The sequence below is a fragment of the Streptomyces sp. DSM 40868 genome, from assembly GCF_011820545.1.
Taxonomy (GTDB): Bacteria; Actinomycetota; Actinomycetes; order Streptomycetales; family Streptomycetaceae; genus Streptomyces; species Streptomyces eurythermus.
In genome coordinates this window covers 6,866,151-6,889,700 of record NZ_CP050504.1, presented here as the reverse complement: position 1 = coordinate 6,889,700, position 23,550 = coordinate 6,866,151, and the positions used below count along the sequence as shown (strand labels likewise).

At 71.9% G+C, this 23,550-nt stretch carries 22 protein-coding genes; 12 read left to right on the top strand and 10 right to left on the bottom strand.

Annotation, left to right across the window (positions count from 1 at the left end):
* Positions 1 to 72 precede the first annotated feature (72 nt).
* The 6 genes from HB370_RS31315 to HB370_RS31290 all read left to right on the top strand — a co-directional run bounded on the left by HB370_RS31315 (position 73) and on the right by HB370_RS31290 (position 5,237).
* Positions 73 to 1,923 (top strand): trypsin-like serine protease, encoded by a 1,851-nt coding sequence (locus tag HB370_RS31315; protein WP_244405696.1) that lies wholly within the window; start codon positions 73 to 75, stop codon positions 1,921 to 1,923.
* A gap of 28 nt (positions 1,924 to 1,951) precedes the next feature.
* The gene (locus HB370_RS31310; protein ID WP_030778020.1) at positions 1,952 to 2,533 is read left to right on the top strand and encodes a DUF4232 domain-containing protein; all 582 of its coding nucleotides are present in this window, start codon (positions 1,952 to 1,954) and stop codon (positions 2,531 to 2,533) included.
* Positions 2,534 to 2,611: 78 nt separating this feature from the next.
* On the top strand, positions 2,612 to 3,211 hold the full coding sequence (locus tag HB370_RS31305) for a histidine phosphatase family protein (RefSeq protein ID WP_030778018.1): 600 nt from the start codon (positions 2,612 to 2,614) through the stop codon (positions 3,209 to 3,211).
* An 84-nt stretch (positions 3,212 to 3,295) separates the two neighbouring features.
* The gene (locus tag HB370_RS31300; protein WP_167513048.1) at positions 3,296 to 3,796 is read left to right on the top strand and encodes a hypothetical protein; all 501 of its coding nucleotides are present in this window, start codon (positions 3,296 to 3,298) and stop codon (positions 3,794 to 3,796) included.
* Positions 3,797 to 4,126: 330 nt separating this feature from the next.
* The gene (locus tag HB370_RS31295; RefSeq protein WP_030778015.1) at positions 4,127 to 4,747 is read left to right on the top strand and encodes a hypothetical protein; all 621 of its coding nucleotides are present in this window, start codon (positions 4,127 to 4,129) and stop codon (positions 4,745 to 4,747) included.
* Positions 4,748 to 4,814: 67 nt separating this feature from the next.
* Positions 4,815 to 5,237, top strand: coding sequence for an acyl-CoA thioesterase (locus HB370_RS31290; RefSeq protein WP_030778013.1), 423 nt, complete (start codon positions 4,815 to 4,817; stop codon positions 5,235 to 5,237).
* A gap of 90 nt (positions 5,238 to 5,327) precedes the next feature.
* On the opposite strand, the gene HB370_RS31285 is transcribed toward HB370_RS31290, so the two are convergent.
* The 8 genes from HB370_RS31285 to HB370_RS31250 all read right to left on the bottom strand — a co-directional run bounded on the left by HB370_RS31285 (position 5,328) and on the right by HB370_RS31250 (position 12,551).
* A complete protein-coding gene (locus HB370_RS31285; RefSeq protein WP_244405694.1) occupies positions 5,328 to 6,725 on the bottom strand; it encodes a nucleobase:cation symporter-2 family protein in 1,398 nt (465 codons plus the stop codon).
* A 273-nt stretch (positions 6,726 to 6,998) separates the two neighbouring features.
* Complete coding sequence (locus HB370_RS31280; protein ID WP_030778009.1) at positions 6,999 to 8,384, bottom strand: 8-oxoguanine deaminase; 1,386 nt, start codon at positions 8,382 to 8,384, stop codon at positions 6,999 to 7,001.
* A gap of 68 nt (positions 8,385 to 8,452) precedes the next feature.
* Positions 8,453 to 9,865 (bottom strand): nucleobase:cation symporter-2 family protein, encoded by a 1,413-nt coding sequence (locus HB370_RS31275; RefSeq protein WP_030778006.1) that lies wholly within the window; start codon positions 9,863 to 9,865, stop codon positions 8,453 to 8,455.
* A 64-nt stretch (positions 9,866 to 9,929) separates the two neighbouring features.
* The gene (gene pucL, locus HB370_RS31270; RefSeq protein ID WP_030778004.1) at positions 9,930 to 10,853 is read right to left on the bottom strand and encodes a factor-independent urate hydroxylase; all 924 of its coding nucleotides are present in this window, start codon (positions 10,851 to 10,853) and stop codon (positions 9,930 to 9,932) included.
* A gap of 4 nt (positions 10,854 to 10,857) precedes the next feature.
* Complete coding sequence (gene uraH / locus HB370_RS31265; protein ID WP_030778002.1) at positions 10,858 to 11,259, bottom strand: hydroxyisourate hydrolase; 402 nt, start codon at positions 11,257 to 11,259, stop codon at positions 10,858 to 10,860.
* A gap of 4 nt (positions 11,260 to 11,263) precedes the next feature.
* Entirely contained in the window at positions 11,264 to 11,776 is a 513-nt protein-coding gene (uraD, locus tag HB370_RS31260; protein WP_030778000.1) for a 2-oxo-4-hydroxy-4-carboxy-5-ureidoimidazoline decarboxylase, read from the bottom strand.
* 152 nt (positions 11,777 to 11,928) lie between these two features.
* Complete coding sequence (locus HB370_RS31255; RefSeq protein WP_030777998.1) at positions 11,929 to 12,291, bottom strand: helix-turn-helix domain-containing protein; 363 nt, start codon at positions 12,289 to 12,291, stop codon at positions 11,929 to 11,931.
* Positions 12,288 to 12,551, bottom strand: a complete 264-nt coding sequence (locus HB370_RS31250) for a hypothetical protein (protein ID WP_037700656.1) — start codon at positions 12,549 to 12,551, stop codon at positions 12,288 to 12,290. The genes HB370_RS31255 and HB370_RS31250 overlap by 4 nt, the downstream gene beginning before the upstream one ends.
* Positions 12,552 to 12,700: 149 nt before the next feature.
* On the opposite strand from HB370_RS31250, the gene HB370_RS31245 reads away from it, so the two are divergent.
* The 4 genes from HB370_RS31245 to HB370_RS31230 all read left to right on the top strand — a co-directional run bounded on the left by HB370_RS31245 (position 12,701) and on the right by HB370_RS31230 (position 16,796).
* Positions 12,701 to 13,549, top strand: coding sequence for a TIM barrel protein (locus HB370_RS31245; RefSeq protein ID WP_030777993.1), 849 nt, complete (start codon positions 12,701 to 12,703; stop codon positions 13,547 to 13,549).
* A gap of 68 nt (positions 13,550 to 13,617) precedes the next feature.
* Positions 13,618 to 14,508 carry a 2-hydroxy-3-oxopropionate reductase gene (locus HB370_RS31240; protein ID WP_030777991.1) on the top strand — a complete coding sequence of 297 codons (891 nt, stop codon included), beginning with the start codon at positions 13,618 to 13,620 and terminating at the stop codon, positions 14,506 to 14,508.
* 171 nt (positions 14,509 to 14,679) lie between these two features.
* On the top strand, positions 14,680 to 16,143 hold the full coding sequence (locus HB370_RS31235; RefSeq protein WP_030777989.1) for a catalase: 1,464 nt from the start codon (positions 14,680 to 14,682) through the stop codon (positions 16,141 to 16,143).
* A 419-nt stretch (positions 16,144 to 16,562) separates the two neighbouring features.
* Complete coding sequence (locus HB370_RS31230) at positions 16,563 to 16,796, top strand: hypothetical protein (protein ID WP_030777988.1); 234 nt, start codon at positions 16,563 to 16,565, stop codon at positions 16,794 to 16,796.
* An 838-nt stretch (positions 16,797 to 17,634) separates the two neighbouring features.
* On the opposite strand, the gene gcl is transcribed toward HB370_RS31230, so the two are convergent.
* Entirely contained in the window at positions 17,635 to 19,422 is a 1,788-nt protein-coding gene (gene gcl / locus HB370_RS31225) for a glyoxylate carboligase (protein ID WP_030777986.1), read from the bottom strand.
* 250 nt (positions 19,423 to 19,672) lie between these two features.
* Positions 19,673 to 20,854, bottom strand: a complete 1,182-nt coding sequence (locus HB370_RS31220) for a helix-turn-helix domain-containing protein (RefSeq protein WP_030777985.1) — start codon at positions 20,852 to 20,854, stop codon at positions 19,673 to 19,675.
* Between the two features lie 252 nt (positions 20,855 to 21,106).
* On the opposite strand from HB370_RS31220, the gene HB370_RS31215 reads away from it, so the two are divergent.
* The gene (locus HB370_RS31215) at positions 21,107 to 22,174 is read left to right on the top strand and encodes a Glu/Leu/Phe/Val dehydrogenase family protein (protein ID WP_244405692.1); all 1,068 of its coding nucleotides are present in this window, start codon (positions 21,107 to 21,109) and stop codon (positions 22,172 to 22,174) included.
* Complete coding sequence (locus HB370_RS31210) at positions 22,171 to 23,361, top strand: MFS transporter (protein ID WP_051815402.1); 1,191 nt, start codon at positions 22,171 to 22,173, stop codon at positions 23,359 to 23,361. The genes HB370_RS31215 and HB370_RS31210 overlap by 4 nt, the downstream gene beginning before the upstream one ends.
* Positions 23,362 to 23,550: the final 189 nt, after the last annotated feature.

The following is a 23,550-nucleotide window of genomic DNA, read 5'->3' as shown; positions in this document are numbered from 1 at the left end:
GACCAGCGCAGCACCGCGGCACACCGCACCGCCGCGCCCCGGTCCGCTCCATCGACCAGGGGGGAAGCAGCAGTGTTCTCGTACCGAAACCCGGACTCCTGCGGGCACCCGGACTCGCCCGGAAGGCCCTCCGTGCGCGGCGGGCGCGGGGTGGTCGTCGCCCTGCTCTGCGCGGTGCTGACCGCGGTCGCGGTACCGGCCGCGCACGCCGGGGCTCCCGCGCCGGCCGCCGGGCAGGACGCGCGGCAGGCGGCGCGTTTCTGGACCGCCGAGCGCATGGCCGCAGCCCAGCCGCTCGACGCGCTGCGGCACGCCCCGACGACACCGTCGTCCGCGGCGGCCGCGGCGGCCCGGCCGAAGGGCACCCTGTTCCGGGGCACCCGGCTGGTCGGCACGTTCTTCGGCTCCGACGGACCGCGCGGCACCACCTGGCACTGCACCGGCAGCGTCATCGACACCAAGGCCCGGAACATCGTGCTCACCGCGGCCCACTGCGCGCGGGGCATGACGGGCGACTACATCTTCGTCCCCAAGTTCGTGAAGGGCGCGGCCCCGGACCGGCAGCCGTACGGCATCTTCCCCGTCAAGCGGATCTTCACCGACCCGCGGTACGTGCCCGACCGGGGCTCGTCCACCACCAAGAAGGCCGCCTCCGACCTGGACACCGCGTTCGCCCGGGTCTCGGCCAACCAGTGGGGCAAGTCCCTCCAGGACGCGGTGGGCGGCGGACTGACCTTCACCCGGCCCGCCGGCTACACCCACCGGGGCGTCACCGTCGTCGGCTACCCCTCCCACCGGCACAACAGCGCCGGACGCGCGGTCAAGTGCACGGTCCCCACCAGTCAGTTGCGCGGCTACCGGCAGCTGTCGATGACCTGCGGCGGCTACTACGGCGGGGTCTCCGGCAGCCCCTGGATCACCGACTACAAGGACGACGCCCGCACCGGCCACGTCATCGGCAACCTCGGCGGCTACAACGGCGGCGGCAACGACGCCAACGTGGACTACATCAGCTACGCCACCGCGTTCGGCGCCGACGCCGCGAACCTCCTCGCCCGCGCCGTCGCCGATCAGGCCCCGCCCGCCGACCTGCCCCCGTACCGGGGCCTGAACGGCAGCCTGCCGGGCGGCGCCGGGCGCTGGCGCAAGGCCGCGTTCACGGCGTCGGGCGAGTACACCGGTGACCGGCACGGCGATCTGCTGGTGGTGTGGTCCGACGGCGGAGTCACCCTGTACCCGGGCGACGGCAAGGGCGGGTTCGGCGCCGAGAAGCGGCTGCGGCCGGCCAACTCCACCTGGACCCACGCCCGTACGGTGGCCGGCGGCACCTTCGCCGGTGGCCGGCGGGCGGGGCTGCTGGTGCGCTGGTCCGACGGCGAGGTCACCCTCTACCCGCAGCCCGGCCCCTCGGGCCTCGGCCGGGAGATCCGGATGGCGGCACCCGGCTCCGTGTGGAAGAACGCCGCCCAGTTCACCGCCGGAGCGTTCCGGGACGACGGGGGCACCGGCCTGCTGGTCCGCTGGGCCGACGGCGGGCTCTCCCTCTACCCGGGGGTCGGCACCGGCGGCCTCGGCACCGGCACCCGGCTCCTGCCCGCGGGCGGCACCTGGACCAAGGCGGCCCTGCTGACCGGCGGCGACTTCGGCGGTACGGCCGCCGGGGATCTGCTGGTGCGCTGGGCGGACGGCGCGCTCGACACCTACGCCGGTACCTCGGCCGCGGGCCCCGGCACCAAGTCCCGTCTGCGCGGCCCGAACAGCCTGTGGCAGCGGGCCCGGGTGCTGACCGCCGGCGCCTTCCGCCACGACGGCCCGGCCGACGACCTCGTCGTGTGCTGGTCCGACGGGGAGGTCACGCTGTACGCCGACACCGGCACCAAGGGCCTCGGCACCGAGTACACGCTGGTCCACCCCGGCACCTGACCGCACCACGGCACTTCCAGGGGGAACGATGCCCGCCACCACCCGACCGGCCGGCGGCCTCGCCGCGCTCACGGCCGGCCTCACGCTCATGGCCGGACTGACGCTGACGGCCTGCGACACCACCACGACCGCCACACCGGACGCCACCGCACCGCCCTGCCGGACCGCCGCGCTGACCTGGACGCTGTCGCTGCTCGACGGCGACGCCGACGGCGACGGCGACGGCGACGGGCGGGAAGGCAACCGGTCAGGGGCGCGTCTCACCGCCGTCAACAAGGGTTCCGGGGCCTGCCTGTTCGCGGGGTACCCGGGCCTGGAGATCCACAACGGCAAGGCGGACGGCATCGAGGGCGCCGGTGCCGGGCGGCCCTCGGCCGTCGCCCTGCCCGGCCACGCCTCCGTCACCGTGGACCTGCGCTACACCCGCCGCGGCACGCCGGGCGCGGGCACCTGGTGCGTACGGCAGCACGAGGCCGCCGTCACGGCGCCGCACGACACACACGGCACGGTCGTCCCGGTCACGGACGCGCACGGGAAGGCGGCCGTGCTCGACGCGTGCGGGGAGACCATCGCCATGGCCCCGCCACGCCGGGCGGGGGCCGGAGCCTGACGGCGGCGGGGCACCGGGGAACGCCGTCTGGCGCAGTCCGTCCTGCGGGCGGCGGCGGCCCTGTGACACCGTGCCGTCATGGGTGACCTCTTTCTCGTGCGGCACGGGGAGACCGAGTGGTCGCGGTCCGGACGGCACACCGGCCGGACCGACGTACCGCTCACCGAGCGCGGGCGGGACGAGGCGCGCCTGCTGGTCCCGCTGATCCGCTCGCACCGGATCGGGGCGGCCTTCGTCAGCCCCCTCCAGCGGGCGCGCGAGACCGCCGAGCTGATCGGCATCCCGGACGCGCGGGTCGACGCCGACCTGTGCGAGTGGGACTACGGCGGGTACGAGGGCGTGACCACGCCGGAGATCCAGCGGAGCCGGCCGGGCTGGTTCCTGTTCACCGACGGGGTCGCGCCCGGCCCCCCGGACCGTCCGGGGGAGAGTCCCGAGCAGGTCGGGGAGCGCGCCGACCGGATGCTGGCCAAGGCCGACGCCGCGCTCGCCAACACCGAGGGGGTCGTCGTGCTGATCGCGCACGGCCACTTCCTCCGTGTCCTCACCGCCCGCCGCCTGGGCCTGTCGCCCCGGCACGGCGCCCTCTTCCAGCTCGCGACGGGAGCGCTGTGCCGCCTCGGCACGGAACACGGCCGGCCCGTGGTGGCGGGCTGGAACATCCGGCCACCGGAGTAGCGACGGGCGTACGGGGGCGGGGTGACGGCCCCTGCCCGTCTCGGGTCGTGACGGGGGGCCGGACGGCGCGCGGATACCGGCTCGGTGACGGGAGGACGGCCGTTCCAGGGGCTGCGCGCCGCCTGGCGGCACGGCTACCGGCCCGGTGGCGGGGAGGGCACGGCCGACCCGGTGGCCAGGGGGCGGCCGTTCCAGGGCTTGCGCGCCGCCTCGCGGCACGGCTACCGGCCCGGTGGCGGGGAGGGCACGGCCGACCCGGTGGCCAGGGGGCGGCCGTTCCAGGGCTTGCGCGCCGCCTCGCGGCACGGCTACCAGCCCCGTGACCGGGGAGGCACGACCGACCCGGTGACCGGGGAACGACCGTTCCAGGGCTTGCGCGCCGCCTCGCGGCACGGCTACCAGCCCCGTGACCGGGGAGGCACGACCAGCCCGGTGACCGGGGAACGACCGTTCCAGGGCTTGCGCGCCGCCCCGCAGCACGGCTACCAGCCCCGTGACCGGGGAGGCACGACCAGCCCGGTGACCGGGGAACGACCCGTTCCAGGGGCTGCGCGCCGCCTGGCGGTATGGCTACCGGCCCGGTGACGGTGGGACGGCTGGCCCGTGACCGAGGGAAGGCCCAGTGACGGTGGGACGGTCCGGGCGGCGATCCGGCGCCCCCGGGCGGTGATCCGGCGGCCCCAGGCGGGCGAAGGGGCGTCCCGAGCGACGATCCGGCGGCCCCAGGCGGGCGAAGGAGCGTCCCCGGTGACATCCCCGCGCGCGCCACCGGCGGCGCGGGCTGGGTCGGCGTACCGCGCGGCGGACGTTGTCAGACCCCGCCCGTACTCTTCGACTGGGGCCGTACGACGGGCCCGGGCGGCCGTCCGTGCGGGCGGGGCCGCCCAAGTCAGCGGTGTCGGAAAGGAGCAGCCCGTGACCCGACCGCCGACCGCCGCGCAGCGGCGGGTGATCGAGGCCGCCGATCCGGTCACCGGCCGGCTGCGCGGTACGCCGGCGCAGCTCGCGGCGCTGGTGAAGCGGGGCCTGGCCTTCCGGCATCCCCGGCCGCCGCACGACCACTTCCTCACCCCGGCCGGTCATCGCGTCCGGGAGGCGATACCCGAGCCGCGGGCGGAGTCCGCGCCGGACGCGGGGGTGTTCACGGCCCGGGTCGGCGGCGAGGAGGAGCCGCCGGTGTCCGGGCCGGCCCGGCTCCGGGAGGTGCACAGCGCCTGGCAGGGGCTGCTGGAGCTGCGCAGGATGACGAATCCGGACGGCGCCGTGGACCGGCCGTGCGGCTGGGAGCGGACGCATCTGGTGCGGGCCGCCGCGCTGGCGCTGGAGGCGGCCGGGCACCGCCCGGCGGCCGGGGACACGGGCGGGTACCGGGTCCGGGCGACCCCGCAGCCGGAGGCGGTCGCGGTGTACGCGCCGGACGCCGCGGCGCTGGCGGCCTGCGCGGCGACGCTTCAGGAGGCCGGCTGGCAGGCGGGCGAGTACACCGAGCCCAGGACGAGGGCCCGCTTTCTGCTGGCCTCGCCGCGCCGGGTGTGACCGGCGTGTCAAGATCGGTCGACCGCAGGACCGAACGACCGCAGCACGTACACGAGAAGGGCACGCAGTGGCCGAACCGTTTTCCGTCCGGGTGACCGTCCGCGGTTACGAGACCGACACCCAGGGACATCTCAACCAGTCCGTGTACCTCAACTACGCCGAGCACGCCCGCTGGTCGCTGCTCCAGGCCGCCGGGATCAGCCAGGCCCGGCTGGTGGGCCAGGGCGTGGGCCCGGTGGCCCTGGAGACGACCATCGGTTTCCGGCGGGAGCTGCTCGCCGGCGACGAGGTCGACGTGACGTGCGCCTTCGAGTGGGGTGACGGCAAGACGTTCCGGATCCGGCAGGAGGTACGCAAGACCGACGGCACGCTCGCGGCCGAGATCACCGCGGTGGGCGGCATCATGAATCTCACCGAGCGCAAGCTGGTCGCCGATCCGCGCGCGGTGCTCAAGGAACTGGCGACGGATCCGGGCGTGTTCGGCCTGTAGGCCCCGGCACGGAAGGGGGCCGGGGATGACGGTGTCCCGTCTCCCCCGGCCGGGTCGGCGCCGGTGCCGGTGGCGGCCCGGCGCCCGGTGTCAGCGGACGGCGGCGATCTCCTCCCCCGCCTCCATGGGATGGGTGACGTCCTGGGCCTCGCGGCCCTTGCCGAGGTGGTTGAAGAGGAGGTTGAGCACCACGGCCGTGACACAGCCGGTGGAGATGCCCGAGTCCAGGACGATCTTCGCGGTCTCCGGGAAGGAGTGGTAGAACTCCGGCGCGGTGATCGGGATGATGCCGACCGCCAGGGACACGGCCACGATCAGCACGTTGTTGTCCTTGTCCAGGCCGGCCCGGACCAGGGTCTGGATGCCGCTCGCGGCGACCGAGCCGAACAGCACGATGCCGGCGCCGCCGAGGACCGGCCGGGGCACGACCGCGATGAGCGAGGCGGCCATCGGACACAGGCCCATCAGGACCAGGAAGCCGCCGCCGGTCGCGACGACGTACCTGCTGCGGATCCGGGTCATCGCGACCAGCCCGATGTTCTGGGCGAAGGCGCTGCACATGAAGCCGTTGAACAGCGGGCTGAGCGCGGAGCCGAGGGTGTCGGCGCGCAGGCCGGCCGCGATGGTCTTCTCGTCGGCGGGCCGTTCGACGATCTCGCCGAGGGCCAGCATGTCGGCGGTCGACTCGGTCATCGAGACCACCATGACCACGCACAGGGACAGGATCGCGGCGAGCTGGAACTGGGGGGCGCCGAAGTGGAACGGGGTGGGGAAGCCGACCACGTCGGCGTCGGCGACCGGGCCGAAGTCCGTGACGCCGAACGGGATCGCGACGAGCGTGCCGACGACCAGGCCGATCAGCACGGCGATCTGCTTGACGAAGCCCCGGGTGAAGCGGCGCAGCAGCAGGACGATGAGCAGGGTGAGGCCGGCCAGGGTGAGGTAGGTGGTCGAACCGTAGTCCTCGGCCTGGGGATCGGGGCCCTGGGCCCAGCCGAAGGCGACGGGGAGCAGGGAGACGCCAATCAGGGTGATGACGGAGCCGGTGACGACCGGCGGGAAGAAGCGGATCGCCTTGCTGAAGAAGGGGGCGGCGACGAAGCCGAGGAGGCCGGCGACGATGACCGCGCCGAAGATGATCGGCAGGGCGTCGGACTTGTCCTCGGTGGCGGCGACGACCGCGGTCATGGGGGCGACACCGGCGAAGGTGACGCCGTTGACGAAGGGCAGCCGGGCGCCGATCTTCCAGAAGCCGAGCGTCTGGAGGAAGGTGGCGAGGCCGGCGGTGAACAGGCAGGCGCCGGTGAGAAAGGTCAGCTCGGTCGCGCTGAGGCCGATGGCCGCGCCGACGATGAGCGGTGGTGCGACGACACCGGCGTACATGGCGGCCACGTGCTGCAGTCCGCTGGTCGCCATTTTCAGGGCGGGGAGTTTCTCGTCTACGGGATGGGCGGCCACGGCGGCTCCTCCGGGCGGGTGACACGTCATCGTCGACGTGGGTTTCATGGAGGTGGGGCGGGGTCGTGCGGGACCCTCGCAGGGGGGTGGCGAAATGAGCGGTGACGAGTCTGTGGGGGTGTGAAGCGGCGTGGGGGATGCGGGGGTGTGTCGAGCGTGACGGGAGTGGTGGGGGTGAACCGTCTCCGGGGGCGTGCGTCCACACGCCCCCGGAGACGGCATCGCCGTGGATCCCGCTCGGATCCACGGGTCCCGGCCGGGAGCCGTCCCTCCCGGCCGGAGTCTCAAGGGTTGGGCCGCGCTTCAGTCCTGAGCGGCGATCCGGGCCAGGCGCCGTGCCTCCTCGCGGGTGCCGACGGCGATGGCGTCCTCGTCGGCGGTCAGCAGGCGGCCGTCCGCCACGATCTGCCGGCCGTCGACGAACGACGCGGTGACCGGGGCGGGCGCGCCGAAGACCAGCGCGGTCACCGGGTCGGTGATGGAGGCGTGGGCGAGGGTGTCCATCTTCCACAGCACCACGTCGGCCAGCTTGCCGGGCTCCAGCGAGCCGATGTGCGCGGCCCGGCCGAGGACCTGGGCGCCGCCGTAGGTGCCCAGACGCAGCGCCTGACGGGCGTTCAGCGCGTGCTCGCGGTGGGCGCCGAGCCGGTTGATCAGCAGGGCGTTGCGCAGCTCGGTGTGGAGTTCGCCGGACTCGTTGGAGGCGGTGCCGTCGACGCCCAGGCCGACCGGGACGCCGGCCTTCAGCATGTCGGGGACGCGGGCGATGCCGGCGGCGAGGCGGGCGTTGGACGAGGGGCAGTGGGCGACACCGGTCTTCGTACGGGCGAAGGCATGGATGTCGGAGTCGTTCATGTGGACGCAGTGCGCCATCCACACGTCCTCACCGAGCCAGCCGGTGGACTCGAAGTAGTCGGTGGGGCCCATGCCGAACAGCTCGTGGCAGAACTTCTCCTCCTCCACCGTCTCCGAGCCGTGGGTGTGCAGCCGCACCCCCAACCGGCGCGCCAACTCGGCTCCTTCGCGCATCAGTTCCGTGGAGACCGAGAACGGGGAGCAGGGGGCGACCGCCACCTGGGTCATGGCGTCGAAGGAGGCGTCGTGGTGCTTCTTGACGGTCTCCTCGGTCGCGGCGAGCGCACCCTCCAGGGTCTCGACGGCGAAGTCCGGCGGCAGCCCGCCGTCTTTCTCGCCGCGGTCCATCGAGCCGCGGGCCAGCGTGAAGCGCACCCCCATCTCGGCGGCGGCCCGGATGATCGAGCCGGACAGGTCGCCGGCGCCGCGCGGGTGGACGTAGTGGTGGTCCATGGCGGTGGTGACACCGCCCCGGGCCATCATGGCGAGGGATCCCTGGGCCGCCGCGTACGTCATCCGCTCGTCGATCCGTGCCCAGACCGGGTACAGCGCGACCAGCCAGTCGAACAGGTTGTGGTCGGTGGCCAGGCCCCGGGTGATCCACTGGTAGAAGTGGTGGTGGGTGTTGACCAGACCGGGGGTGGCCAGGTGGCCGCGCCCGTCGATCCGGCGCACCACGTTCTCCAGTCCCTCGGGGGCCTTGCCCGCACCGACCGCCTCGATCCGGTTGCCGGCGAGGACGAGGTGTCCGCAGGCGTACTCCGTGTCGCCCGCGTCCACGGTGGCGATCGCGCAGTTCTCGATGACGACGCGCTGGGCTGCCGATGGTGCCATCTGCTTCCTTGTCGTTCGGTGGCGGCCCGTGGACCAGGGGGGATCCACGGGGTGGGCACGGCAGGACCCTAGGAGGATTCGAGTGCCGGGGCCGCCTGTCGGCGCCGGGTGCCGAGATGATGGAAGAACAGGTTCAGCAGGACGGCGACGAGCGCGCCGGCGCTGATGCCGGAGCCGAGCACGGTCTGCGCCCACGCCGGGAAGTCGGCGTAGAAGGTCGGCGCGGCCAGCGGGATGATGCCGGCGCCGAGTGCCACGGCGACCAGGATGATGTTGGAGCTGTCGTCCAGGCCCGCCTCGGAGAGCGTCCGGATGCCGCTGACGGCGATGGAGCCGAAGAGGACGATGCCCGCGCCGCCGAGCACCGGCATGGGGACCAGGGAGACGACCGCGCCGAGGACCGGGAAGGCGCCGAGGACGATCAGGCTGCCGCCGGCGACGGCGACGACGTACCGGCTGCGCACCCGGGTGAGCGAGACGACACCGACGTTCTGGGCGAAGGCCGAGGTGGGGAAGCCGCCGAAGATGGGCCCGATCAGGGTGGCGAGGCCGTCGGTGCGCAGGCCGCGGGTGATGGTCTTCGCGTCGGCGCGGCGGTCGCAGATCTCGCCGAGGGCGAGCATGCCGGCGCTGGACTCGGTCATCAGCACCAGCATCACGATGCACAACGAGAGGATCGCGGCGGGCTGGAACTCCGGGGCGCCGAAGGCGAACGGGGTGGGCAGCGCGGCCACGGGCGCGGACTTGATGCCGCTGAAGTCGGCCATGCCGAAGGGGATCGCGGCCAGGGTGCCGATGAGCAGTCCGAACAGCAGGGCGACCTGTTTGACGAAGCCCGTGCCGAAGCGCTGGATCAGCAGGATGACGGCGAGGGTGAACCCGGCGAGCGCCAGATAGCGCATGTCGCCGAAGTCGGCGGCGGTCTTGTCGCCGCCTTGGGCCCAGCCCACCGGGACGGGCATCAGCGTGACGCCGATCAGGGTGATGACCACGCCGGTGACCAGGGGCGGGAAGAAGCGCAGCAGCCGGCCGAAGAACGGTCCGAGTGCCAGGCAGAAGGCGCCGGCCACCATCACCGCGCCGTAGATCGCGGGGAGTTGGTGTCCGTTGCCGTTGGTCTCGGCGATCGCGAGGATGGGGGCGATGCCGGCGGAGGAGGCGGCGTTGACGAAGGGCAGCCGGTTGCCGACGAAGCCCTTGACGCCGATGGTCTGGAGGATGGTCGCGATGCCCGCGATGAGCAGGCTCGCGGCGATGAGCCGGGTACGGGCCCCGATGTCGAGCCCGCAGGCCTGACCGATGATGAGCGGAGGAGTGACAACGCCTGCGTACATCGCGGCGATGTGCTGGAGCGCGGCGGGGACGAGCCGCGTGGGGTGGAGCTTCTCGTCCACCGGGTGCACGGACGTGACGGCGTCCATCATGTGCACCGGCGGGGTGGAACACGGGGCTTTCGCCGGCCCCTTTGCAGGCTGTGCCATTTTGTTCCCTCCGGTGTAGCGCGCCCCCGGCCCGTCAGGCCGGGCCGGGGGCGGGCGTCCCGCGTCAGAGGTTGGTCATGTCGACCGGGATACGTGCCTCACAGCCGTCCCGCAGGATGGTGGCCTCGATGAGGCCGTAGGGGCGGTCGGCGGCGAAGTAGACCTCGTTGTCGTTCTTGAGTCCGAACGGCTCCAGGTCCACGAGGAAGTGGTGCTTGTTGGGCAGCGAGAAGCGGACCTCGTCGATCTCGCTGCGGTTGTTGATGATGCGCGAGCCCATCTGGTACATCGTCTGCTGGAGCGAGAGCGAGTAGGTCTCGGCGAAGGCGTGCAGCATGTGCTTCTTGACCTGCTCGTAGGACTTCTCCCAGTTGGGCATCTTCTGCGCGTCGTCGGTCCAGTTGAACCGCCAGCGGCCGGAGACCTGGGTGGCGAGGATACGGTCGTACGCCTCCTGGAGGGTGGTGTACTTGTCCTTGACGTAGCCCCAGAACTCGGAGTTGGTCGAGTTCATCACGACCAGGTCCTTCAGACCGGAGATGACCTCCCACTTCTCACCGTCGTAGGTGATCTGGGTGAGGCGGACCTCCTGGCCCTTGCGGACGAAGGAGTGCTTGACGTCGTCCGCGCCGATGAACTTGCTGTTGGCGTCCGAGGTCTCGATCCGCTCCCAGGCGTACTCCTCGATGCGGATGCGCGCCCGGTGGATCGGCTCCTGGCTGGTGACGAAGTGCCGGGCGAGGTGGATGCCGAACTGCTCGGCCGACTCGATGCCGTATTCCTTGGCGAACGCGAACACCGTGTTCTTGGTGGTGTCGGTCGGCAGGACGTTGGCGTTGGAGCCCGAGTAGTGGACCTCTTCCATGTCGCCGCTCAGCGCGATGGATACGTTGAGGTCCTTGATGTGATGGGTGGCGCCGTCCCGCGTGATCTTGACGACTCGGTTCTCGGCCTTGCCGTACTGGTTCTGTCCCAGGATGGTCGGCATGTAGCTAGCTCCCTCGGTAAACGGAGTAGCCGAACGGGTTGAGCAGCAGCGGTACGTGGTAGTGCTCCCCGGGCACCACGGCGAAGGTGATCGCCACCTCGGGGAAGAACACGGCACCGCTGTCCCGATTCGCGGGGGCGTCCTGCTGCGCATCGGCTTGCTTCTTCGCAGAATTTTCGAAGTACGGCTCGACGGCGAAGTCCAGCCGCACGTGGGTGGTCCCTTCCGGCAGGGCCGGCAGGTCCTTGCACCGGCCGTCGGCGTCGGTCGCCGAGCCGCCGAGCGCCTGCCAGTCCGCCTCGCGCCCCGAGCGGGCGGAGAGGTGGACGGCGACGCCCTCGGCGGGGCGGCCGATCGATGTGTCCAGGATGTGCGTGGACACGGAGGCGGTGGTGCTGGTGCTCATGGTGTCAGGCGTCCTCTTCGACGAGTCGGGCCAGTCGGATGCGGTTGATCTTGCCCAGCTCGGTGCGGACGATCTCCCGCTCCTGCTCGGGCGAGTTGCCGATCCGCTCCTTGACCGCGTCGCGCATCTGCTCGCCGGTCCGGCCGGTGGCGCAGATGAGGAAGACATGCCCGAACTTCTCCTGGTAGGCCAGGTTGAGTTCGAGCATCTCCGCCTTGAGCTCCTCGGAGGCACCGGCCATGCCGCGCTGTTCGCGGGCGGAGGTCGGGTCGCCGGGCTTGGGCCGCCCGATCGGCGGGTGTCCGGCCATCGCCTCCGCCAGGTCCGCGGGGGTCAGCTCGGCCATGGCGGCGTCGCCGGCGGTGTAGAGGTCCTCCGGGGTGGCGTACGGGCGGGCGGCGAGCAGTCGCCGGGCCCACTCGGTGGAGGCGCACGCCTCGAGGAGGGCCGCGAGGGCCTCGCGCTCCTCCAGGTCGTTGAACCGGGACAGGCCCGGGGGCGTGGAAGTGGTAGTCACGGGAGCCTCCGTGGCCGCTTCGGGCCGTTGTGCTGAACGGGCTGCGGATAGCTAACGCCCTCGGAAACACCACGTCAACACTTTGTTGAAAATTCCGCGTAACAAGCCGGGTTGGGGGCCGAACGGCCCTTGCGCCCCCACTCCCGCCCCGGTCAGAGACCCTTCTCGCGGTTGAGGTAGTTGTAGACCGTGAAGCGGCTGACGCCCAGCGCGCTCGCCACGGTCTCCACCCCGTGCCGCACGGCGAACGCGCCGCGCGCCTCCAGGATCCGGACGACCTCCTGCTTGGCCTTGCGGTCCAGATCGGCCAGCGGCCGGCCCTCCTTGCGCTCCATGGCGGCCAGGATGTGGTCGAGGGAGTCGGCGAGCTGGGGCAGGCGTACGGCGACGACGTCGGCGCCCTCCCAGGCGAGGACGACGTCCTCGGGGCCGGCCTCGTCGGGCGGGAGCATCGTCCCGCCCATGGCGTCGACCAGCGGCTTCACGGCCGCGATGAAGGGCTCGTCCCCGGTCACCTATCACCCTCCCGAGCCTCGTCGCCGATCACGTTGACCTGGAGCGAGACCCGCGTGGCACCGGCCTGGAGGGCCTTGCGCAGCAGCGCGTCCACCGCGCCGAGCACGCGGTCGGCGCCGCCCTCGGCGGTGTTGCCGAAGGGCCCGACGTCCACGGCGTCCAGCTCGGCGGTCTCTATGACCTCGCGCGCCACCAGGGCGTGCGCGGGCGCTTCGTCCAGGTCGAAGGGCTCGGTCGTGAACTCCACTCTCAATCGCACGCGCCCAACCTAACGCGCGGGGCGGTCGCGGAGGGCGGCTCTTGCGGAGGCCCCTTGACAAGCGGCGACACACGACGGCAATCTTCCATTACGCAGAAACGAACTTCCGTAATACGGAATCTCGACCAACGGAAGGGAGCGCGGCCCGAATGCCAGGTTTCGAGTGGAGCACCGCCGCAGACCAGCGCTTCAACGTCAACCTGTCGATCCTCTTCACGGAACTCCCGCTCCTGGAGCGCCCCGCGGCCGCCGCCGCGGCGGGCTTCACCGCGGTCGAGCTGTGGTGGCCCTGGATCGACTCCCCCACTCCGGCCCGGTCCGAGCTGGACGCCCTGAAGAAGGCGATCGAGGACGCGGGGGTCCGTCTCACGGGCCTGAACTTCTACGCCGGGCAGCTGCCGGGCCCCGACCGCGGCGCCCTGTCGCTGCCGGGCGAGGAGTCGGAGAAGTTCCGCGCCAACATCGACGTGGCCGCCGACTTCGCGGCCTCCCTCGGCTGCACGGCGCTCAACGCGCTGTACGGCAACCGCGTCGAGGGCGTGGACCCGGCCGAGCAGGACGCGCTCGCCCTGGAGAACCTCGCCCTCGCGGCCCGCGCGGCCGACCGGATCGGCGCCATCCTGCTGATCGAGGCGCTGAACAAGCCCGAGTCGCCGCTGTACCCGCTGGTGTCGGCACCGGCCGCGGTGGAGGTCGTCGACAAGGTGAACGCGACGACGGGTCTCGGGAACGCCAAGTTCCTGATGGACCTGTACCACCTGTCCATGAACGGCGAGGACCTGCCCGCGGTCATCGACGCCTACGCGGCGAAGACCGGGCACGTGCAGATCGCCGACAACCCCGGCCGCGGCGCCCCCGGCACCGGCTCGCTCCCCCTGGAGGAGCTGCTCGGCCGGCTGAGGAAGGCCGGTTACGACGGCTGGGTCGGCCTGGAGTACAAGCCGGGCGACCGTCCGAGCGCCGAGGCGTTCGACTGGCTCCCGCGCGCGGCCCGCTGAGCCGTCCGGCCCCTGCACACCAGCCGCCCTTCACAGACGTACGCGCAGCAAGAGAGGCACCCTCCACCATGAGCAACCTTCCCAAGATCGCCTGGATCGGCCTCGGCATCATGGGCTCCCCCATGTCCGAGAACCTGATCAAGGCGGGCTACCAGGTCACCGGCTACACCCTGGAGAAGGAGAAGCTGGACCGCCTGGCCGCCGCCGGCGGCACCGCGGCCGGCTCCATCGCCGAGGCCGTGCGCGACGCCGACGTGGTCATCACGATGGTGCCCGCCTCCCCGCAGGTCGAGGCCATCGCCTACGGTCCCGAAGGCATCCTGGAGAACGCCAGGTCCGGCGCCCTGCTGATCGACATGTCCTCGATCACCCCGCAGACCTCCGTGGACCTGGCCAAGGCCGCCAAGGACAAGGGCATCCGGGTGCTGGACGCCCCGGTGTCCGGCGGCGAGGCCGGCGCCATCGAGGCGGTGCTGTCCATCATGGTCGGCGGCGAGCGGGCCGACTTCGACCAGGCCAAGCCGATCTTCGAGGCGCTCGGCAAGACCATCGTGCTGTGCGGTCCGCACGGCTCGGGCCAGACGGTGAAGGCCGCCAACCAGCTGATCGTCGCCGTGAACATCCAGGCGTGCGCCGAGGCCGTGGTCTTCCTGGAGAAGTCGGGCGTGGACCTCGCGGCCGCCCTGGACGTCCTCAACGGCGGCCTGGCCGGCTCCACCGTGCTGACGCGGAAGAAGGACAACTTCCTCAACCGCGACTTCAAGCCCGGCTTCCGCATCGACCTGCACCACAAGGACATGGGGATCGTCACCGACGCCGCCCGCAACGTCGGCGCGGCCCTCCCGGTCGGCGCCGTGGTCGCCCAGCTGGTCGCCAGCCTGCGCGCCCAGGGCGACGGCGGCCTGGACCACTCGGCCCTGCTGCGGGCCGTCGAGCGCCTCTCCGGCGCCCAGGTCTGACGACCCCTCGCACTTCCGGACCGCGGCGCCGCTGACACCTGTCCTGTCGCGCCCAGGCGGCGCCGCGGTCCGGAATCGGCTTCAACAAAGTGTTGACGCTCAGATCGCCCCACTTCTAGGCTCCACAAAGCGGAAACAGTTTTCCGCTGACACCCGCACGGAAGGTCCACGATGTCGAAGCGCGTGCTCACGACAGAGTCCGGCGCACCGGTCGCCGACAACCAGAATTCCGCCTCCGCCGGCGTCGGCGGCCCGCTCCTGATCCAGGACCAGCACCTCCTGGAGAAGCTCGCGCGCTTCAACCGCGAGCGGATCCCGGAGCGTGTCGTGCATGCCCGCGGCTCCGGCGCGTACGGCCACTTCGAGGTGACCGACGACGTCACCGGCTACACCCACGCCGACTTCCTCGGCGAGATCGGCAAGCGCACCGAGGTCTTCGTGCGCTTCTCCACGGTCGCCGACTCCCTCGGCGGCGCCGACGCGGTCCGTGACCCGCGCGGCTTCGCGGTGAAGTTCTACACCGAAGAGGGCAACTACGACCTCGTCGGCAACAACACCCCGGTGTTCTTCATCAAGGACCCGCTGAAGTTCCCCGACTTCATCCACTCGCAGAAGCGGGACCCGTTCACCGGCAAGCAGGAGCCCGACAACGTCTGGGACTTCTGGGCGCACGCCCCCGAGGCCACGCACCAGGTGACCTGGCTCATGGGCGACCGCGGCATCCCGGCGTCGTACCGCCACATGAACGGGTACGGCTCGCACACCTACCAGTGGACGAACGCCAAGGGCGAGGGCTTCTTCGTCAAGTACCACTTCAAGACCAACCAGGGCATCCGCTGCCTGTCCACCGAGCAGGCGCAGGAGCTGGCGGGCAAGGACCCCAACTCGCACCAGACCGACCTGCTCCAGGCGATCGAGCGCGGCGTGCACCCGTCCTGGACGCTGTACGTCCAGATCATGCCGGCGGCCGAGGCGGCGGACTACCGCTTCAACCCGTTCGACCTGACCAAGGTCTGGCCGCACAAGGACTACCCGCTCCAGCGCGTGGGCCGCCTGGTCCTCGACCGCAACCCGGACAACGTGTTCGCCGAGGTCGAGCAGGCCGCGTTCTCCCCGAACAACTTCGTGCCCGGCATCGGTCCGTCCCCGGACAAGATGCTCCAGGGCCGGCTGTTCGCCTACGCCGACGCCCACCGCTACCGCCTCGGTGTCAACCACACCCTGCTCGCGGTGAACGCCCCGAAGGCGGTCCCGGGCGGTGCCCAGAACTACGGCCGCGACGGCTTCATGGCGGTCAACGGCCAGGGCCGGCACGCCAAGAACTACGAGCCGAACTCCTACGACGGCCCGGTGGAGACCGGCCGCCCGCTGTCCGCCCCGCTGGCGGTGACCGGCCACACCGGCAACCACGCCGCCCCGGCGCACACCAAGGACGACGACTTCTTCCAGGCGGGCGAGCTGTACCGGCTGATGTCCGAGGAGGAGAAGTCCCGGCTGATCGCGAACATCGCCGGCGGCCTCTCGCAGGTCTCCCGTGACGACGTGATCGAGAAGAACCTGGCCCACTTCCACGCCGCCGACCCCGAGTACGGCAAGCGTGTGGAGGAGGCGGTCCGCGCCCTGCGCGAGGACTGAGTACCGAGGCTGCGTCCGGGACGTGACGGGGAGGTCGTGCCCCGGACGCGAAGACCCCGCCGCCCCGGGTGATCCGGATGAGGGGTGATCACCCGGTGCGGCGGGCAGGGCGAGGACCGCGGTGGCGTGCGAGCCAGTGCGGTGGTGAAGGAGACCCCGGGCCCCCTTCTCGACCAGAGGGAAGGGACGTCCGCCTCCGTCGTGGCCACCGCGGTCCCAGCCCCACCTCCGGCATCTTCGCGGAGGTACCCGAGCTCCGTCCGGCGGCGCGAACGATCTGTCGCGCCCAGCCTCGCGCCGTCGGACGGTCACCATACGGTGCGCGCAGCGCTCCCTCCGGTTCGGAGGGGGCGCTTTCGTGCTGTCCGCGACCGGGGCCCCGGCGTGCGCGTGCCCGGTATCCGCAGCACGCTGATGGCATGGGCAACCCGACACAGCACCCGCACATCGTGGTCCACTCCCCCGCCCTGGACGGCTCCCGGCGGGTCACCGAGGGGGACGTGACGCTGGGGATCGCCTCGCACCTGGACGACGTCGTGGAGATCCTCCGGCTGGCCGACCTCGACCGGATCGAGGTGGAGGAGAGCGACCTGATCGAATGGCAGGGCGGCGGCCCGGACGACTGGCCCGGACTGGGCGAGTACGACATCTGACGGCGCCGCCTGCGGCAGGGGTCGTAGCCCGGCTACGCCATCCTCAAATCAAGCTCTGAACTGGGCGGATGAGGCTTTCGACCACCGCTTCGGACGGGCAGGCTACCGACACGCGGGGCCCGCCGGCACGGGGGTGGGGGGCCTCGTACGGGGGATGCCTCACGGCCGTACGGGGCCGGTTCCCGCCGCGCCGGAGGCCGGTGCGCGGTCGCGCTGCCACGGGGGGAGCGCGACCGCGGCGCCGTGTCCGCTCTGGCGGGGGCGCGGGGGCCGGGGCCGCCGACCGCGCAAGACCGCGGCCGGCCGCGAGGCGGCGCCGGTACGGCGCCCATGGGAGAGGGCGGTCCTCGCCGTCTGTACCCGCCGCAATGCCCGCGCGGGCCGTGGTGTGCCCGGCCGTCGCCGGCCACGGGCCTGGCCGACATCCGAGGAGCTGCCGCGCGCGCTTCCGCCCGGGCGCACCCGGGCGGCCCGGCCGGCGCGCCGACGGCGCTGCCCGCGCGGGCCGGGCCGCTGCCCCAGGGACCCGACGGCACGGCGAGCGGTCGCCGGCCGTCCTGGTGCCGGACTTCGCCCGCCGGTCCGCTTCACCGGCCGCGGCGCGCTCGCCGACGAGGCCCCCGTCCGGCCGGGGCACCGACTACCGCCGGTGCTTCGACGGCGCGTACGCGCGTACGGCACGCCGTCGGCCGGCCGGGACGGTGACGGCGGGGCCCGTCGCGGCCGGGGTGGTGGCTCCGGGGGCGGCGGATCCGGCCGGGGCATGACGAAGGGGCGGCCCGTCCCCCCGGGCGGGCCGCCCCTGGCTTGTCTCAGGCTGTCGGGCCTGTCAGATCTGTCAGACCTTCAGCGTCTTGATCGAGGTCGGCGCGTGGCCGGGCTCGGTGGCCAGGTCCTCGAACTCGGAGATGTCGCTGATGTCCATGGTGCGGCTCATCGAGATGTTGGTGATCCGCTCCAGGATCGCCTCCACGACGACCGGCACCCGGTACTCGGCGGCGAGCTTCTTGGCCTGCTCGAAGGCGGCGCCCAGCTGGTCCGGCTCGGTGACCCGGATGGCCTTGCAGCCGAGCCCCTCGGCGACCTTGACGTGGTCCACGCCGTAGACGCCGAGCTCCGGAGTGTTGATGTTCTCGAACTCCAGGTTGACCTGGAAGTTGATGTCCAGGCCGATCTGCGCCTGACGGATCAGGCCCAGGTAGGCGTTGTTCACCAGGACGTGCACGTAGGGGATCTTGTGCTGGGCGGCGACCGCCAGCTCCTCGATCAGGAACTGGAAGTCGTAGTCGCCGGAGAGCGCGACGACCGGGGAGTCCGGGTCGGCCTTGGCGACGCCGATCGCGGCCGGGATGGTCCAGCCGAGCGGGCCGGCCTGGCCGCAGTTGATCCAGTGGCGCGGCTTGTAGACGTGCAGCATCTGCGCGCCGGCGATCTGGGACAGGCCGATGGTGGTGACGTACCGCGTCTCCGGTCCGAAGGCCCTGTTCATCTCCTCGTACACACGCTGCGGCTTCATCGGCACGTTGTCGAAGTGCGTACGGCGCAGCAGGGTGGCCTTGCGCTCCTGGGTGGAGGCCACCCAGGCGCCGCGGTCGGGCAGCCTGCCGGCCGCCTTCAGCTCCTTGGCCACCTCGACGAACAGCTCCAGGGCGGCCTTGGCGTCGGAGACGACGCCGTAGTCCGGCGGGAAGATCTTGCCGATCTGGGTGGGCTCGATGTCGACGTGGACGAACTTGCGGCCCTGGCGGTAGACGTCGAGCTTGTAGCCGGTGTGGCGGTTGGCCCAGCGGTTGCCGATGCCGAGGACGAAGTCGGACTCCAGGAAGTTGGCGTTGCCGTAGCGGTGCGAGGTCTGCACGCCGACCATGCCGGCGTTCAGCTCGTGGTCGTCGGGCAGCGTGCCCCAGCCCATCAGGGTGGGGATGACCGGGGTCTGGGTCAGCTCGGCGAACTCCACCAGGAGGTCGGAGGCGTCGGCGCCGATGATGCCGCCGCCGGCCACGATGACCGGGCGCTCCGACTCCAGAAGAAAGGTGATGGCCTTCTCGATCTGGGCACGGGTGGCGGTGGGCTTGTAGACCGGCAGCGGCTCGTAGGTCTCCGGGTCGAATTCGATCTCGGTGAGCTGGACGTCGATCGGCAGGTCGATCAGGACCGGGCCGGGACGGCCGGAGCGCATCAGGTGGAAGGCCTGCTGGAAGACGCCGGGGACCTGCGCGGCCTCCAGGACGGTGACCGCCATCTTGGTGACCGGCTTGGCGATCGAGGCGATGTCGACGGCCTGGAAGTCCTCCTTGTGGATGACGTTCGTCGGCGCCTGGCCCGTGATGCACAGGATCGGGATCGAGTCGCCGATGGCGGAGTACAGGCCGGTGATCATGTCGGTGCCGGCCGGACCGGAGGTGCCGATGCACACGCCGATGTTGCCCGGCTTGGTACGGGTGTAGCCCTCGGCCATGTGCGAGGCGCCCTCGACATGGCGGGCGAGGGTGTGGTGGATGCCGCCGCCCTCCTTGAGGGCCTTGTAGAACGGGTTGATCGCCGCGCCCGGCACACCGAAGGCGTCGGTGACGCCCTCGCGCTTGAGGATCTCAACTGCCGCGCGGGCAGCGGTCATACGAGCCATCGAGTACTCCTGCTTCGGCCTCTCGGATGCGTACTCCCGTCGCGCCCCGCGGTGAGCACAGTCTCCCGATTGTCAATCTCCGCAATCTTTTCCGTATTGCGGAATGTAACTTCTACTATCTGGAAGCAATGTAAGCGGGTGGGCGAAGGTCGTCAAGAGCGGTCCAGCCCCCGGAAAGCACGGAAGGGCCGCCCGTGCGACACGGGCGGCCCCGAGGAAGGGTGGGTCGAGCAGCGGCCGGATGAGCGCTTCAGAGCGTCGGCAGGCCCAGCGCGATGATGGTGGACGACAGCCCTTGCCAGGTGCGTACGTCCCAGTCGGTGAGTTGCTGCCAGCGCTGGAGGCGGTACTTCACGGTGTTCGGATGGACATGCAGGACGCGGGCGGTCGCGGAGAGCGAGAAGCCGTTCTCGGCGAACCTGAGCACCGTCTCCGCCAGGTCGGGGTGCTGTCGCGCGACCTGGCGGCACGGCTCCAGCAGCACCGCGAAGCGTTGCGCGGTGGGCGCCAAGGTGGCGAGCAGCCAGTGGTCGGCGAAGTACTTCACCTGGCCGGGATCCGCCAGGGGCAGCGCCGCCCGAGCGTCCGCCATGCTCATCGCGGCGCCGGGGAGCCCGGTCCGCGGCAGACCGATGCCGAAGCTCGCCTCGGGGTTGTGCCGCCGGGCCGTTTCGACCACGGCCCGCGGCGGGATGTCCTGGACCAGGGTGATCATGAGGTTGCCGCGCGTGGCGCAGCGCAGCGTGCCCGGCCACCGGTGGTGCCGCAGCTCCATCATGCGCTCGTCGGGCCAGTCCTCGGCCGGTGAGCACAGCGCCTGGAACTCGCCGGCCGGGTCGAAGGTGAGGGCGGCGGCCAGCTGCTCCAGGTCGACGCCCGCGGGCGCGGCGGTGACGAGGCCGTCGAGGAACTGGTGGGTCAGCCGCAGCAGCGTGGCATCGGCGGCGCGGACGGCGGCGCCGTACGCCTCGGCGGCCGCGCTGCTCGAATGCTGCACCCACGTCCAGACCATCCCGACGATCGAGACGAGCTGTGCGCCGGCCCGGGGGTCGTGCGACCGGGCGCGGGCGAGCAGCACGTTCCACATCTCGCGATAGCCGACGTGGTATGCCTCGACCAGCGCGTGCAGCGGCAGGCCGGTGGCGGCGCGTTCGGCCCCGAGCGCGTGCGCGGCCTGGATCTCTTCCCGGGTGGGCGAGCGGCGTGCGGCCACCCCGGTCAGCAGTCCCTGGTAGTGACGCGTGACGTCACGTTCCTGCTGCTCCCGGTCGACGATCTGATAGCTCGGTATCTCGAGCCGTATGCGGTCGACGATCTTCGGGATCACCGTGGGCAGTTCCGCGGCGAGCGATTCACAGAGTTCGACGACGGGCTGCCACGCCTCGGCGGTGTCGGCCTGCGCCCCGGCCCCCTCGGTCACGGGCTCCACCATGGCCCCTCCCGATGTGGATTCCGTAGTGATCCTTCTCGCGAACGTATGGCAGCTGCGCTGCGACCATGCATCGACGATAGGCGATCAAGAACGCGCTTGCTGCTTTTTTGTGGACTTCGCAAAGACAACGGCTGGAAGTTCTCAGATTCGGTTCTGGTCCCGCGGAGCGGTCGTCGGCAGGCTGGACAGCGGGCGCCGCGGGACCTGGTCCCCAGCGACGGTACGAAAGCATCTGGGTGCACTGGAGGACGCGTGGAGACTCCGATGGAGTTCGGTCATGAATCGGTCGTGATGCGACTCGGGCGGCGAAGCGGGCTGCCGATCGTCGTCGCCGTGCACTCCACCGCTCTCGGCCGTGCGGTCGGCGGCTGCCGGATGTGGGCCTACGACAGCTGGGAGGACGGTCTGCGCGACGCGCTGCGCCTGTCGGAGGGCATGACGCGCAAGTGCGCCGCCGCCGGACTTCCCAACGGCGGCGGCAAGACGGTCGTGGTGCTTCCTCCCGGGCGGAGCGTCACCGCGGACGAACGGCGCGCGGCGCTGCACGACGTCGGCGACATCGTGGCGGAGCTCGGCGGCTCCTATGTGACCGGTCCCGACGCGGGCACCGGGCCGGCCGACATGGCGGTCATCGGGGAACGGACCGAGTACGTGTTCTGCCGGCCGGAGTCCGCCGGCGGGAGCGGTGACCCCTCGCCGTTCACGGCCCTCGGCGTCGTCGCCGCGCTGCGCTCGACCTGTCTGGCACTGTTCGGCTCGCCGGGCCTGGCGGGCAGGAGATTCGCGGTGATCGGCCTGGGACACGTCGGGGAGCAGATCGCCCGGCAGCTGGCGGCGGCGGGAGCCGACCTGGTGCTGAGCGACGTCGACCCGGCGAAGCGCTCGCTCGGCACGGAACTGGGCGCGGTGTTCACCGAACCCGACGCGGCGGCCACCGCCGAGGTGGACGTACTCGTCCCCGCCGCGCTCGGCGGCCTGCTGACCCGGGATCTGGTGCCGCGGCTGCGCTGCCGCGCGGTGGCGGGCGCGGCCAACAACCAGCTGGCCGATCCCGGCGTGGCGGAGTTGCTGCGGGAGCGCGACATCCTCTGGGCCCCCGACTACATCGCCAACGCCGGCGGTGTCGTCAACGCGGTCGCGCGCGAAGTCCTCGGCGACGGACCGGAGAAGGCGGTCCAGCGCATCGAGTCGATCACCGACACCCTGACGGGCCTGTTCGAGACGGCCGCGCGCGCGGGGATCACGACGGCGCGGGCCGCCGACGACCTCGCCCGCCGACGGCTGGCCGCGCCGGTTCCCACCGCACCGGAGCCGGCGTGAACCCCCGGGTCTACGTGCTGGCGCTGGCCACCTTCACCGTCGGCACCGAGGGCTATGTCATCGCCGGTGTACTGCCGGCGGTCGCGCACTCCATGCATGTGTCCGTCTCGGTGTGCGGACAGCTGGTCACGGTCTTCGCGCTGGTCTACGCCCTGGCCGGGCCGCCGCTGATCGGCGCGTTCCGGAGGGTGCCGCCGAAGCCGGTGCTGATCGGGGCCATGCTGGCCTTCGCGCTCAGCAACGCCCTCGCGGCGGGTGCGCCCGACTATGCCGTGCTCGCCCTGGCGCGGGTGCTGGCGGCGGCGAGCGCGGCCCTGCTGGTCGCGCCGGCGGCCGCGGCGGCCGCCGCGCTGAGCCGTCCGCAGGACATGCCGAAAGCCATCGCGGTCACCGCCACCGGCAACGCGCTGGCGCTCACCCTGGGCGCGCCGATCGGCACCTTGATCGGCGGACTGCTCGGCTGGCGGGGTACGTTCCTGTTCGTCACGGCGCTGGCGCTGACGACCGCGCTGATGCTGGCGGTCCTGCTGCCGGCGGTGCCGGTGGCCCCGGCGGGCACCGGCCGGGCCGAACTGCTGCGCAGCCCGGCCGTCCGGTGGAGTCTGCTGACCACCTTCGGGGTCTTCCTCGCCGCGTACTGCACCTACACGTATCTCGCGCCGATCGTCGAGCGGGCGACCGGGATGGGAAGCCAGGGTGTCGCGGCGCTGATGATCGTCTTCGGCGCGGGCGCCTTCCTGGCCGGGCGCGCGATCGGCAGGATCCTGGTCAAGGTGCCGGTGGCTCGGGTGCTGCGGGTGGCTCTCACGCTGATGGCGCTGCTCCTCGCGACCGTCGCCGTCGGCGCGGCCACGCATCCCCGCGCCGTGGCGGAGATCGTCGCGTTCCCGGTGCTGTTCTGCCTGGGTGCGTTCTGGTGCTGCGGTGGAGTCGCCCAGCAGACACGGATCGCCGCCCTGGCACCCACGCAGCGGTCCCAGGCCCTGGGGCTGCACTTCTCCGTGCAGTTCCTGGGTGTCGCCGTCGGCGGCGCGGTCGGCGGGCTCGCCCTGTCGACGGGGGGACCGGTGGCCGTTCCGGTCCTGTCCGCACTGGTCGCCTGCGTATCGCTGCTCTCCGTACGGCGGACCGTCCCCGAGACGGCCGACTCACCGGATCGCGTGGCGCCCGCACCGCTCCCGCGGTGACGCCTTTCTGACCGAACCCCTTGTCCGTTCTGCGGACAAGGGGTTCTGTTATTCGCGCAGGGTATGAAGTCGCCGCCCTTCACACCCCCTCAATGGGCGACTATTCAGGACAAAAGAGGCTCGATCCTCTTTCACGCATTTCGCGCCGTCACGACGGGCCGTGGAAAAGTTCGTGGAATCCACAGGACG

Excerpts from the sequence above, each read along its gene's own strand:
- HB370_RS31310 (WP_030778020.1), top strand. The coding sequence starts at position 1,952 with ATGCCCGCCACCACCCGACCGGCCGGCGGCCTCGCCGCGCTCACGGCC.
- HB370_RS31305 (WP_030778018.1), top strand. The coding sequence starts at position 2,612 with ATGGGTGACCTCTTTCTCGTGCGGCACGGGGAGACCGAGTGGTCGCGG.
- HB370_RS31285 (WP_244405694.1), bottom strand. The coding sequence starts at position 6,725 with ATGACGTGTCACCCGCCCGGAGGAGCCGCCGTGGCCGCCCATCCCGTA.
- HB370_RS31280 (WP_030778009.1), bottom strand. The coding sequence starts at position 8,384 with ATGGCACCATCGGCAGCCCAGCGCGTCGTCATCGAGAACTGCGCGATC.
- HB370_RS31275 (WP_030778006.1), bottom strand. The coding sequence starts at position 9,865 with ATGGCACAGCCTGCAAAGGGGCCGGCGAAAGCCCCGTGTTCCACCCCG.
- pucL (WP_030778004.1), bottom strand. The coding sequence starts at position 10,853 with ATGCCGACCATCCTGGGACAGAACCAGTACGGCAAGGCCGAGAACCGA.
- uraH (WP_030778002.1), bottom strand. The coding sequence starts at position 11,259 with ATGAGCACCAGCACCACCGCCTCCGTGTCCACGCACATCCTGGACACA.
- HB370_RS31245 (WP_030777993.1), top strand. The coding sequence starts at position 12,701 with ATGCCAGGTTTCGAGTGGAGCACCGCCGCAGACCAGCGCTTCAACGTC.
- HB370_RS31240 (WP_030777991.1), top strand. The coding sequence starts at position 13,618 with ATGAGCAACCTTCCCAAGATCGCCTGGATCGGCCTCGGCATCATGGGC.
- HB370_RS31235 (WP_030777989.1), top strand. The coding sequence starts at position 14,680 with ATGTCGAAGCGCGTGCTCACGACAGAGTCCGGCGCACCGGTCGCCGAC.
- HB370_RS31230 (WP_030777988.1), top strand. The coding sequence starts at position 16,563 with ATGGGCAACCCGACACAGCACCCGCACATCGTGGTCCACTCCCCCGCC.
- gcl (WP_030777986.1), bottom strand. The coding sequence starts at position 19,422 with ATGGCTCGTATGACCGCTGCCCGCGCGGCAGTTGAGATCCTCAAGCGC.
- HB370_RS31220 (WP_030777985.1), bottom strand. The coding sequence starts at position 20,854 with ATGGTGGAGCCCGTGACCGAGGGGGCCGGGGCGCAGGCCGACACCGCC.